10 protein-coding genes are annotated in these 11,590 nt (G+C 64.7%); 2 read left to right on the top strand and 8 right to left on the bottom strand.

Annotation, left to right across the window (positions count from 1 at the left end; genetic code table 11):
• The first annotated feature begins 2 nt into the window (after positions 1–2).
• A complete protein-coding gene (locus L0G76_RS10470; RefSeq protein WP_304357182.1) occupies positions 3–956 on the top strand; it encodes a GNAT family N-acetyltransferase in 954 nt (317 codons plus the stop codon).
• Here the strand turns inward: L0G76_RS10470 and L0G76_RS10465 are convergent.
• The 8 genes from L0G76_RS10465 to L0G76_RS10430 form a co-directional block, all read right to left on the bottom strand.
• Positions 928–4,608, bottom strand: coding sequence for an FtsK/SpoIIIE domain-containing protein (locus L0G76_RS10465; protein WP_304357181.1), 3,681 nt, complete (start codon positions 4,606–4,608; stop codon positions 928–930). The two genes, L0G76_RS10470 and L0G76_RS10465, sit on opposite strands and share 29 nt — an antisense overlap.
• A 214-nt stretch (positions 4,609–4,822) precedes the next feature.
• Positions 4,823–5,263, bottom strand: coding sequence for a pilus assembly protein TadG-related protein (locus L0G76_RS10460; RefSeq protein WP_304357180.1), 441 nt, complete (start codon positions 5,261–5,263; stop codon positions 4,823–4,825).
• Position 5,264: 1 nt separating this feature from the next.
• Positions 5,265–5,759 carry a hypothetical protein gene (locus L0G76_RS10455; RefSeq protein WP_304357179.1) on the bottom strand — a complete coding sequence of 165 codons (495 nt, stop codon included), beginning with the start codon at positions 5,757–5,759 and terminating at the stop codon, positions 5,265–5,267.
• Complete coding sequence (locus L0G76_RS10450; RefSeq protein ID WP_304357178.1) at positions 5,752–6,219, bottom strand: TadE/TadG family type IV pilus assembly protein; 468 nt, start codon at positions 6,217–6,219, stop codon at positions 5,752–5,754. The genes L0G76_RS10455 and L0G76_RS10450 overlap by 8 nt, the downstream gene beginning before the upstream one ends.
• Positions 6,216–6,449 carry a hypothetical protein gene (locus tag L0G76_RS10445; RefSeq protein WP_304357177.1) on the bottom strand — a complete coding sequence of 78 codons (234 nt, stop codon included), beginning with the start codon at positions 6,447–6,449 and terminating at the stop codon, positions 6,216–6,218. The genes L0G76_RS10450 and L0G76_RS10445 overlap by 4 nt, the downstream gene beginning before the upstream one ends.
• Positions 6,450–6,533: 84 nt before the next feature.
• Complete coding sequence (locus tag L0G76_RS10440) at positions 6,534–7,466, bottom strand: type II secretion system F family protein (protein ID WP_304357176.1); 933 nt, start codon at positions 7,464–7,466, stop codon at positions 6,534–6,536.
• Positions 7,467–7,468: 2 nt separating this feature from the next.
• Positions 7,469–8,398, bottom strand: coding sequence for a type II secretion system F family protein (locus L0G76_RS10435; RefSeq protein ID WP_304357175.1), 930 nt, complete (start codon positions 8,396–8,398; stop codon positions 7,469–7,471).
• Positions 8,395–9,618 (bottom strand): TadA family conjugal transfer-associated ATPase, encoded by a 1,224-nt coding sequence (locus L0G76_RS10430; protein WP_304357174.1) that lies wholly within the window; start codon positions 9,616–9,618, stop codon positions 8,395–8,397. The genes L0G76_RS10435 and L0G76_RS10430 overlap by 4 nt, the downstream gene beginning before the upstream one ends.
• A gap of 490 nt (positions 9,619–10,108) precedes the next feature.
• Between L0G76_RS10430 and prfB the strand changes: the two genes are divergently transcribed.
• Entirely contained in the window at positions 10,109–11,227 is a 1,119-nt protein-coding gene (prfB, locus tag L0G76_RS10425; RefSeq protein ID WP_304357173.1) for a peptide chain release factor 2, read from the top strand.
• Positions 11,228–11,590: the final 363 nt, after the last annotated feature.

Below are 11,590 nucleotides of genomic sequence, written 5' to 3'. Positions count from 1 at the left end.
AGGTGTTCGCCGACGCCGATACGCCGGCCGCCCACATGGCCAGGTCCCTGTTCCGCCCGTCCTCGGACTCGCCCCTGCTGCGATCCGTCATCGCCGAGGTGGTGCCCGAGGTTCCCGTCGGTGCCGCCGCGATCGCCGAATCCCCGCTTCACCCCTACCGCGCGTGGGTCCACGTCGAGGTGGCGGCCGAAGAACAGGGCCACGGTCAGGGACGAGAACTCTTCGAAGCCGTGTGCGCCGAGACCATCGGGACTGCCGTGGAGGGACTTGACCTGCGCACACGTGTACAGGCCGGCAGCCCAGGCGCCAGCTTCGCACAGGCCCTCGGCTTTGCACCGCTGACGACGACGCGGGTGATCAAGGTCGCCGCCGGTGCGCTGCCGCCCAGCGGTGGCGGACGTGCCGAGGACCTCGAGATCGTGGCCACGGGGTCGGTGAAGCTGACGAAGGCGTTCCTGGCCTGGTACACGGCCGTGAATAAGGACGACGCCGTCGGTCCGCTGACGATCGGTCAGGTCAACAACGCGTTCCTGTCCGAAGCAGTCGGTGCCCATGGTGGTGCACTGCTCGACGGGGCTGCCGGTGCCGCCGCCGACGCCGGGCTGAGCGCCTTCGCCGTCTCCTACGCCAGGGAAGCCGAGCAGACGGGCGTCGAGATCACTGATGCGAAGCCGGCACCGGGTGATGATGACGAGGCACCCACCGAGCTCATCATCGGGTCGATGTTCGAAACTCGCGACGAGGCCGTCGACACCACCAGCGAGCTGTTCAATGCGGCCGTTGCCGACGCCGAGCTTCTTCTTGCCCGGCTCTCCGTCGATGCCGACGTCGTCCTCGAGGTCACGAGCGGCATGCCCGTGGTCTCGGCATTGGCCGACCGACTCCTGGAAGCAGGACAGGCGAGTGAACTCTACCGTTACGAAACGCTCACGGGACCTCCTGCGGAGACGAATTGAGAGTCTCGGCTGAGAAGAGCCTCACCGCCTGAGCCCTCTGTTCGGTGATGTACCAGGCGGTCCCTGGTTCCCCATCGAGAGGCGGTAGTCTGAGCAGGCCCAGATTGCTGAGATCCTGACGACTGTGGGTGCCGACGATCAGCATCGGCCCCAGCCCCTGTGCCTTGGACAAGGGGGAGCCGTAGCCGGGAGTGAACCGCACCGGAATCGTCACCACATGGAGACCACCGTCGAGGAGGTCGACGGCATCCGGATTCGCCTCCAGATGCGCATCATCATGGACTGCGAGTCCGCGGCTGATGTCCGTCGCGGCGGTGCACATGTCCTGCAGCGCAGTTGCGGTCTCGGTCTTGCCGCTCTGCGGTGAGCCGCGAACATTGAGCACCGCCCCATCGCGAGTCGGATCCCACACCACGAGTTCGCCGAAGGGGTCCAGTCCCAACGGCATCGACGTGCTCGTCGGGTCCGGTGGCGCCGGGCGTGAGGGACCCTTGAGGCCGCACCATTCCGGCTGGAAACCGGGACGCCTGTCGGCGGCGCTGTCCGCACCAGCGCTGTCCGCATCGTCGCTGCGCTGCCGGTGCGGCACCAATTGCACGTCGGCACCGTCACCACCGGCCTCATGAGCACCGGGACCGACCAGCACCGCCCGGTATTTCGGCCAGGTCCCGACGAACCGCTGTCTCGACAGTCCGACGCTGAGCCCATCTCCTCCCGCACTGGGCGGGAAGATCACCTGCGTCGTGAAGGCGGCGCTCGTGCTCGTGGCCGATCGACACCCGGCCAGCAGAAACGTCAGCCCCAGTCCGGAGGCGTGCTTGAGGAGTCGCTCCGTCTCAGCCGCCATCTGGTGGTCCATCGAGTCGATGAACTCGTTCCAGTTGCCGCACACGACGATCGTGGGCGGCAGGCTCTGCGCGACATGCCCTCGATTCAGATGGTCGAGGATCGTGTGGAATTGCCACCCGGTGTCCATTCCGCAGGTGACTTCGGCCCATTGCAAGGACTCGGCGATGCGTCCCAGTGCCACGACCCGGTGAGTCGCAGCGGCGCTGGCCGCCATTCGCCTCAGGACCGATGAGACGATGTCCGCGTCGGTGCCGATGATGATGGCTGACCCGTCGACGGCAGGGGAGTACGACCATTCGCTCTGACTCTGATGACTGGGAATGTCGACAACACCGGTCACTGCTGGGCGACCGTCGCCCGAGGGTGACGACAGTCGTGCGGTGATCTCGCCGGAGTCGGGAAGGGGCGGGAGAACCACAGAGCGAAGCGGATCAGGTGACAGCTGTGTCCGGTCATGGGTCTCAGCGGCCGCCCGGCAGAGATTGCGGACGCGGATTCCGTTGACGCTGTGCTGGATAGGGAGGCCGCGGCCAGGCTCCCACGGTCGGAGACGAGGCCGATGACTGACCTCGACGGAGGCGGAATCGGCCGTGGGGACGGCGACTCGGAATTCCACGATCGACGAACCCGAATCCAGGCACGCCGCTCCTGGTCTGTCCGGCGGCAGATGCGCGGCAGCGTTGATGCCGATGACGTCGAAGGAATCCGCTTCATCACGCACGCGCAGGCACACGCGGATATTGATGTTGGCCTTCATCTGTCCGGTGACGACTCCGAGCGGACGCTGAGTGGCCAGAACCAGGTGCACCCCCAGGGACCGGCCCAGCGCTGTCAGGTGCTCCAGCAGATCAGCGGCCTTCGGGTGGGTCGCCATGAGGGCGTGGAATTCGTCGATGACGACGACCAGCCTCGGCGGGGGATCGTCGAGTTCGAGGACATCGGAGCATCCGTGGTCGGCCAGGAGCCGCTCGCGTCGGGTGATTTCGGCCCGGACCGAAACCAATGCCCGGAATGCTGCGGCCGAATCGAAATCGTCGAGGACGCTGTCCGTGTGCGGCAGATCTTCCAATGGAGCGAACGTCGCCCCGCCCTTGAAATCGATGAGGACGAACGTCAGCCGCCGAGGTGGGTGTTCCAATGCCATTGCGAGCAGCCAGGTCTGGAGCAGAATGGATTTCCCGCTCCCAGTCGTCCCGGCTACGAGCGCGTGGGGCCCGTCCTCGAAGAGGTCGAGGGCGACGTCGCCGTGACTTCCGCGCCCGATCGTCACCGGGCCCGGAGCAGTCCGTGCCCAGCGGTGACGGATGGCGTCTGGTTCGTCATCGTAGAGATCGCCGAGGCCGTGGTTCGGCAGACGTTCGGCCCCGGCCCGGCTCGTCTGCCTGTGTGCGAGGGTGAGGAATCGGCCTGGCGGCATGAGCGCGGCAATGAGGCCTCTGCCGGGCACCGGGCCGTCGGCGGCCGATGAGTCCTCGGCGCGGGCCTGGGCGAGGCTGCCGAGCGACAGCGAGATTGCTGCAGTGGGTGCGGGAGCGTCAACATGCAGCGTCGACGTCGAATCCTGCTCGGAAAGGCGCAGTCCGATCAGCGAATCAGCTGAACTCCCGTGAGGCAGCCGAGGCGCTTGTGACGAAGCGGCAGCGGATTCAGTGGTGGAGGCTGAGGACGGTGCGTATCCGTGGTCGAAACGGCTTCCTTGCAGCTCGGGAAGCCGGAGCAGCTCCGGGCACGGGCGCCAGTCGTAGGTGGGGTCGGCCAGCCATGACAGGACCATGCGGCGCAGCTGCTCGTGATCGCCGGTGACCGTCACCGACGTTGTGCGCGGATCGATGCGAAGTGGAACTTCATCGATGATGACCGAGCCGTCGAGGTGATCGGTGTCGGCGCAGAGGTCGTCGGCGATGGTGATGGGGCTGCGAGCGGAGCCGAAGCCGAGGCACAGACTCGAACCGGTCTGCAGTCGACGTCTGTGTTCGGTGATCAGAGTGGTCAGTCTTTGCCGTGCCGCTTCCAGAGCGGCCCGTCGGTCGATGGCACATTGGACGCAATCGCGAGCGTAGCGACGTTTCTCCATGACATAGGCGACATAACCGGAGATGGGTGCGGACACGCTGAACAGGAGGAACCACCACATTCCGGTGACGACTGCGAGTACCCCGCCGATGGCGATGGGAATGAGGAACGCCCACCATTGGGGAGGTTTCGCCGGGCGGGGATCGTCAACCGACACGGGGGCCACATGGGTCGGTTCACGTCCGAGGCGGGCAGGCCCTGGTGCCATGGGAGCGACTGAAGCGGTGTCACGGGGCGGGCCCGTGGCGGGGGAGGTCGGTGAGAAGATCGTGGTGCCCAAGGAGGAGTATTCCTGCTCTCTGGTCGGCCCCAGTTGCAGACGTGTCGGCCGGCGAGACATGCACGGATCGATGATGGTCAGACAGTCGGGGTGGCTGATGCGGCTGAGCAGAGGAGCACGGGGGTCGATGCCGATCGTGAATCCCGAATCAGGTCCCGCGAGCACCGCGACCGATGCAGGTCCGGTTCCGCGATGAAGACAGGAGACCCCGAGGACTGTGACCGGGTTCAGTGACTGCCACCGCCCCCAGGCCATGGATTTCACCGCGTGCTCCGGGGCGCCGGAGCTCTCCGGCAGACGGTTTCCAGCGACCAGGTCGGCCCAGGTCAGGATGGGGCCGAAGACGGCCAGGAAGACGTCGAGGACGAGCTGTTCGGAGTCTGCTTCGATCACATCGGTGCGGATGCTCGCGTTGGCGTCGATGCGGTGGATGAGGCCGAGCGTCTTCATCTTCTCAGAGTCACGAGATCGGCTGGATGCGGCAAGCTCTCCTTGCATCCCTGTGGACAGTGAGTCTGTGTCCACAGGTGATTGAAGCAGAAGTGGTGGAGCCATCAACAGGAGAACACGTGAGAGTCAGTATTCTTTCCGGATGCACGACATCGTTCACTCCCGCCTCACCCCTGCCTCACCCCTGCCTCACGACATGCATTCGCGAAATGCCTCAGGAAATGCGCAGCGATCCGCGAGCGTACGCGGTGGCCTGCAGCTCGATGAGATCGGGGACGAACGGTGACAGCAACGCGGGGGAGTAGTCTGCGCGCAGGCGGATGACGACCGAATGCTGCCCGTCCGCGTCGGCGCTGAGCGCGACATTGTGCAGCCCCTGCGGGGTCGGCACCGCGGCAACATAGCGACTGGCGGCCCGTTTCGCCGCGGCTGGTGAGAACACGAGCCCAGGCTCTCCGCCGGGTGCCGGTTCGAACGAGTCGGATGCGGCCAGTGCTGCGGAATCCGCCACACTCTGCAGCTCACGTCTGGTCATGTGCAGATCTGTCAGTGCTGCGATGAGGAAGGCGAGGAGCAGGGCGATGACGACGAAGCCGATGGCCAGTGGGGTGATCGACCCGTCATCGGCGGGGACCCGCTGCCGCTGTTGTGCCATCTCAGCCCCCACCTGCGGTGGCGACGACGTCCGTGTGGTTGGCGCGCAGAGTGATGTGCGGGGAATGTTTGGTGCCGAAGAGGAGCGGGAACCCGGGGAGCGACACCTTCGTCTCGACTCGGGCGGTGATGAGGGAACCTGCTTGTCCACAGGGACCCGAGCATGAGTAGTCGATGGTGATGGGAACGTCGGTGAGACCGAAGTCGGTGAAATGCATGTCTGCGACCTGGTGGGCTCGGGCTTCGGAGGGGGCGGCATCGCGGGCTGCGATCCGCGAGGCCGAGATCGCCGTCGACGTGGTGGCATAGCTGGCGGCCTGCAGCTGGGAGATCGCGAGCATGAGATAGACCACCGGGATGAGCAGGACGATCGAGGCGAAGATGAATTCGATGACGGCCGTGCCCGAATCGCAACGTTCCCCCGGACTCGAATCGGGGCGTTGTCCTGGATCCGAATCCCGGCCTTCCTGTGGCACCTCAGCGTCGGAATCAGTCACGGTCGACGTCCTCAACGATGGACCGTCCGCTCAGGTCCCACACCTCGGCGGGGCCCCACAGGCCAAGGACGGGCAGCGGCGTCCGCACCCGAACCTCGACGACTTCTACCTGGCCCTGCCGCGCCTCGGTGACGGTGATCGACTGGGCATAGCGCTCGCCCACGGACACGGTGATGAGTTCGGAGGCGAGGCGATGTCCGTCCGCCGTTGACTGATCGGCGAGGCTGGCCTGGCGGGCACCGGCAATGGCCGAGTCGATGACGGTGTTGCGGACGTGGATGACCAGGCCGATCTGCAGGGTGCCGGCCAGAACAAGGGCCAGGAGCGAGCCGATGAGGGCGAACTCAGCGATCGCGGAACCGGAATCACTGCGGGCCTCCCGATCGTGGACCTCACACTCGGGTTGCGATGTGATCCCGCACCCCGGTTCCAGGTCAGCACCGCACTCCCGGTGACTCACCCGGCTCCCCGGACCTTGTTCATCGCATCCTGGAACATTGAGGTGAAGGCCTCTCCGGCCAATGCCCACAGAGCGACGACCAGCCCTGCTGTCATCAAGGTGATGAGGACCCAGCCGGGAACATCGCCGCGGTCCGGCCGGTCACCTCGGCGCTCGCCTCGGCGGTCGGGGGCGTCGATCGAAAGGCCGATGACGAACCCGGCGAATCGGTTCATCAGGTGGTGGAACATGGTGTCTCCTTCTTCCAGGGTGGTCGGTTGGCGGGGTGGTCAGGTGGTGGCGTGGGTGGATTCGACAGTGTGCGTCCGCGTGGGTCATGGGCTCAGATCGAGGACGGTGAGTGAGGGGAAGACGGCGAAGATGACGGTCACCGGGAGCACGAAGACGACGACCGGCACCAGCATTCCGATCTCCTTCTTGCCCGACAGCTCGAGCAGGCGACGACGCGACTGTTCCCGCACATCGGCGGCCTGAGCGCGGAGGACCTCTGCCAGCGGGGTTCCGCGGGTCATCGACACGGCCAGACCGTCGACGAACTGCACGATCTCCGGAATGGCGATCCTGGTGGCCATCGAATCGAGCGCATCGACGAGCGGCGTTCCGGTCCTGGTCGCCGCCAGGGCGGTGCGCAGCTCATCGACAAGGTCTCCCGAGCATGTGCGGCACACCCGTTCGAGTGCTTCGACGATTCCCTCGCCGGCGGTGATGGACAGTGCGAGGAGTTCGGCGACGGTGGGGAACTCTGCGAGGACGCGGGACTCGTGGCGGGCGATGGCTTGGCTCAGGCGCCAGTCGTTGGTGATGTGGCCGGCGATGCCGCCGCTGATGATGAGGACGAGGGTGACCACGGGGGAGAAACCCCGTTGGGCCGAGAGCAGCCCGGCCACGCATCCGGCGGCGATCATGCCCGCCAGGATGCTCAGAATCTGGTTGATCCGGAAGCGTTCCAGAGACGCACCCCCGCCGAGGCGGTTGATCCGCAGGTTCAATGTGGCGTCCGTGGTGATCCGGGACGTCACCCACATGGTGGCGCCGAACGTGACGGACTTGAGCAGTCCCACCAGCCCCTCCGCGCGGGGAGTCGGCGGGGCGTAGATGTCGACCAGCGATTCCTGATCACGCAGATATGGGGCGATGCGAGACGAGAGTGCCGGTCGCCTCAGCGGCGGCAGGGAGAGGACGAAGACGCACAATGCCAACCCATTGAACGTTGCCAGGGCAAGGATCGCGAGCGGATCGGTCAGCATGCTCACAAGGCGTCACTGCCCTCGGTCGAACGGTGGAACGACGAGGAGGACAGCGATGATCCTTCGATGACGCGCGGCTCCTGCGGGAGTCTGCCGATCCGCTTCATCGCCTGATACGCCAACAGTGAGATGACGAACCCGGAGGCCAGGAGGAGCAGCCCGGTCTGGGAATTGTAGGCAACGGCAGTCTCGGGCCGGGTCGAGAGGAACGCAAGCACCACCCAGGGAGCTGCCACCGCCAGACGAGCACCATTGACCGTCCACTGCTGCCGGGCGGAGAGTTCGTTGCGGGTGCGGGCATCGTCGCGGACGAACTGGGCGAGTGCTCTCAGCATCGTGCCGAGATCACTTCCGCCGACCTGCCTGGTCACGCTGAGTGCGACGACGATCCGGTCTGCCACCGGGTCGGCACTGACCTGGCGGAACCGTTCGAGTGCGATGGCGAAGGAACCGCTGGCCCGGTACTCCTCGGCGAAGACTTCGAACAGAGGACGCAGCGGCTCGGGCCCGCGGTGGGAGAGCGAACTCAGCGCTTCGGGCAGTGACAGGCCGGCACGAACGCCGGAATTGAGGTGGTCGAGGGTTTCGGGCCACAGCTCACGACGCATGACCTGTTTGCTGCGAGCCCGATGCTGGAGCAGTCGGTGCGGCAGCCACGAGGCGAAGAGGCCGAAGCACAGGGCGATCGCCCACGAGCCGGAGAGGACGGTGGCGACGAGGCTGACGACGATGAAGACGGCGATCGAGATGAGGATCAGGTGGCTCGGGTGCATCCGTGGAAACCCGGCGCCGGTGAGCATGTCATCGAGCTCGCGGACCCATCGCTTCTGGAGTCGTTTGCTGGTCGGCTTCTGCCACAGTGACATCCACAGCAGGAACAGGCCCGCGCCGAAGCACGCACCGATGAGGAGACTGTATTGGGAGTAGCTCATGTGGTTTCCAGAATGGAATGGAGATCCTTGCCGATGCTGGCGAACCGCTCGCCGAGGTGGCCGAATCCCTGACCGCGAATCAGCTGTCCCTGCGGCGAATGGAAGATCGTGTCGAGTTCGACGACGTCACCCTCGACACCGCCGGGCACAGCACAGATCTCGCTGACGAGCCGGGTCCCTTTCTGATCACGTCGCAGGTGGACGACGACGTCGATGCTCACTGCCACGGTGGGGACGACGAAGGACGAAGAGATGTTGGCCCCGGCCAGGAGCGGCAGAGTGCAGATTTTCGTGATCGCGGCACGGGCGGAGTTCGCGTGGATCGTTCCCATGCCGGGCAGTCCCGAATTCAAGGCCACGAGCAGGTCGAGGCTCTCGGCCTCACGGACCTCCCCGACGATCATGCGGGTCGGGCGCATACGCAGTGCTTCCTTGACCAGGGATCGTAGGGTGACCTCGCCGGTGCCTTCGAGTGAGGGCTGGCGACACTGCATGGGAACCCAGTCGCGGCTGGGCAGGTTGAGCTCGAAGACTTCCTCACAGGAGATGATGCGCTCACGGGCGGGAATGGAACCGGCCAGAGCATTGAGCATGGTGGTCTTTCCGGCCTGAGTTGCACCGGAGACTAAAATATTCGCGCCGCTGGCGACGGCTGCGTCGAGGAACCGTGCAGCGACCGGCGTCAGCGACCCCTGGGCGACCAGACCGGCCAGATTCCGCGGCCGTTGTATGAACTTGCGAATGTTGACCGCAGGGTAGGAGCGGGTGATGTCTGGCAGGACGACATGGAGCCGAGAACCGTCGGGAAGCATCGCATCGACAAAGGGCTGGGACAAGTCGACACGACGACCTGAGGTGCGCAGCATCCTCTCGATGAGATCGTCGAGCTCGCCGGCAGTGAGTTTCGTCGTCGTCAGTTGGTGGAGGCCATCGATGGCGATGAAGATCTCGCTGGGGGAGTTGACCCAGATCTCCTCGACCCGGGGGTCATCGAAATAGTCCTGCAGAGCGCCGAACCCGGAGAGCTGATTGTCGATGGTCCGGAACGTTGCTTCCTTGTCGTCCAGGGGCGGCAGATCCGCGACGAGGCTGCGTTCGTCGTATTCGGAGATGACCGTGCGAATGACCTCGCGTGAGCGTTGCATATCGGCGCGAGGGTCCACATCAAGATCTCTGATCCTCTTGTGGACTTCGCTCTTGATGACCTCGGTGGCTTCCACGTTGAACCCCTGGAGTACAGAATGCGAATCATATTTGCAACAGCTGGATTTGTTTTTAACCTATCTGTAGTCGAAAGAAGAATCCAGTGGTTTGCCGAATCTGTGGATAACTTCGTGCGCGGAGCTCGAATGTCATAGCAGTAGTTTCACGCACGGGATTTGCGAACTCGTGGTCATTGCGGATTCCTGAGATCGGGTATAGATTCTCATCACTGTTGCAGTGGCGTTCTGCTGAGGCTCCACGCTCAGGGTCACACTTCTCCACCACGGTCCGCGTCACCGGCGGGATGACTTGATCTCCCGCCGGTGGCGCCAAATTCTGTCTGCCATATTCGAGGCATCGAACCCACCCCAATCCAGCGCCGAGGTGGCACGACTGTTCGCCTCACCTCGGCGATGGTGGTCGGCGGGGTTTCCCCGTGCTTTTCGGCAGTGGGTGCGGGCCGCGGATTCAATCCTGGGGCGTGCGATGCACTAGGCTGGGATCACTATGGCCATTGATTATTCTGCTGAAATCGCCAACCTCCGTCAGACCTATAAGGCGATCCTGGACGTGTCCGATCTGGACAATCTGCGCTCCGAGGTCGCCGAGCTCACGGAGGAAGCGTCCGCACCGACCTTCTGGGACGATCCGGATTCGGCGCAGAAGACCTCGGCCACTCTCGCGCACAAGCAGGGAACACTCGAGAAGCTCGAGAAGTTCGGCGAACGCATCGACGATTCCGAACTCCTCATCGAAATGTCCGAAGACGAGGGCGACGAGGACTCGAAGGCCGAAGCCGAGCGCGACATCAAGAAGCTGCATGATCAGCTTGCCGAGCTCGAGATCTCGACCCTGCTCAACCACGAATACGATGAGCGCTCGGCCGTGGTGACCGTGCGCTCCGGAGCCGGCGGCGACGATGCGACCGACTGGGCTCAGATGCTCATCCGCATGTACATCCGCTGGGGCGAGAACCGCGGGTACAAAGTGCAGCAGCTCGACACCTCCTACGCCGAGGGTGCGGGCATCAAGTCTGCAACGATCCAGGTCAACGCCCCCTACGCCTACGGAACCTTGTCAGTGGAGGCCGGTACGCACCGTCTCGTGCGCATCAGCCCCTTCGACAACCAGGGACGTCGTCAGACCTCCTTCGCCGCCGTCGAGGTCGTTCCGCTCATCGAGTCCACCGACCATGTCGAGATCGATGAGAACGATCTGCGCATCGACGTCTACCGGTCTTCGGGCCCTGGTGGTCAGTCCGTGAACACGACGGACTCGGCCGTGCGCATCACACACGAGCCGACCGGCGTCGTTGTGAGCATGCAGAACGAGAAGTCGCAGATCCAGAACCGCGAAGCTGCAATGCGCGTGCTGCAGTCACGCCTCCTCGACCTCAAGCGTCAGGAAGAAGCGGCGGAGAAGAAGGAACTGGCCGGCGACATCAAGGCCAGCTGGGGCGATCAGATGCGCTCCTACGTCACCCACCCGTACCAGATGGTCAAGGACCTGCGCTCGGGCTACGAGGTCAACAACCCCTCGGCCGTCTTCGACGGAGACATCGACGGGCTCATCGAAGCCGGCATCCGGTGGCGCAAGGAACAGGAGATGGCCGAAGAGGCATCCTGATAGTCAGCGAGGCCCAGCCGACCGTCGCTGGCGGCGGTTTCAGGCGGTCGTCGGCGCCCGGGCGGTCGTCGGCAGTCCCTGAACACCGATTCACTGTCCACAGATGGGCGGTTTCGGCGTCTGCGGCAACCGTTTGCGGACAGAGAATCCGTTAACCACACCGAGCTGTGCCCGCTGCGCCTGCCTTCGCCCGGTGCGCCTGACTTCGCTCGGTGCGCCTGTCTTCGCCGGGTGCGCGTCGTCCCGGTGCAGATCCGCGGCTGTGAACTTCCTCCAATGCGCAACACACGCCCTTAAGCCTCCCGGATCATCACGGGGCTGTTACGTACAGTGGAAGCGGCCGAGCCATCCGCGACATGATTG

It is taken from the genome of Brevibacterium picturae (genome assembly GCF_030453725.1).
Taxonomy (GTDB): domain Bacteria; phylum Actinomycetota; class Actinomycetes; order Actinomycetales; family Brevibacteriaceae; genus Brevibacterium; species Brevibacterium sandarakinum_A.
This window is presented reverse-complemented; position numbering and strand designations above follow the sequence as displayed.

Bases quoted from the DNA above. Each gene is read 5' to 3' on its own strand.
- L0G76_RS10445 (WP_304357177.1), bottom strand. From the start codon at position 6,449: ATGTTCCACCACCTGATGAACCGATTCGCCGGGTTCGTCATCGGCCTT.
- L0G76_RS10465 (WP_304357181.1), bottom strand. From the start codon at position 4,608: ATGAAGACGCTCGGCCTCATCCACCGCATCGACGCCAACGCGAGCATC.
- L0G76_RS10460 (WP_304357180.1), bottom strand. From the start codon at position 5,263: ATGGCACAACAGCGGCAGCGGGTCCCCGCCGATGACGGGTCGATCACC.
- L0G76_RS10435 (WP_304357175.1), bottom strand. From the start codon at position 8,398: ATGAGCTACTCCCAATACAGTCTCCTCATCGGTGCGTGCTTCGGCGCG.
- L0G76_RS10440 (WP_304357176.1), bottom strand. From the start codon at position 7,466: ATGCTGACCGATCCGCTCGCGATCCTTGCCCTGGCAACGTTCAATGGG.
- prfB (WP_304357173.1), top strand. From the start codon at position 10,109: ATGGCCATTGATTATTCTGCTGAAATCGCCAACCTCCGTCAGACCTAT.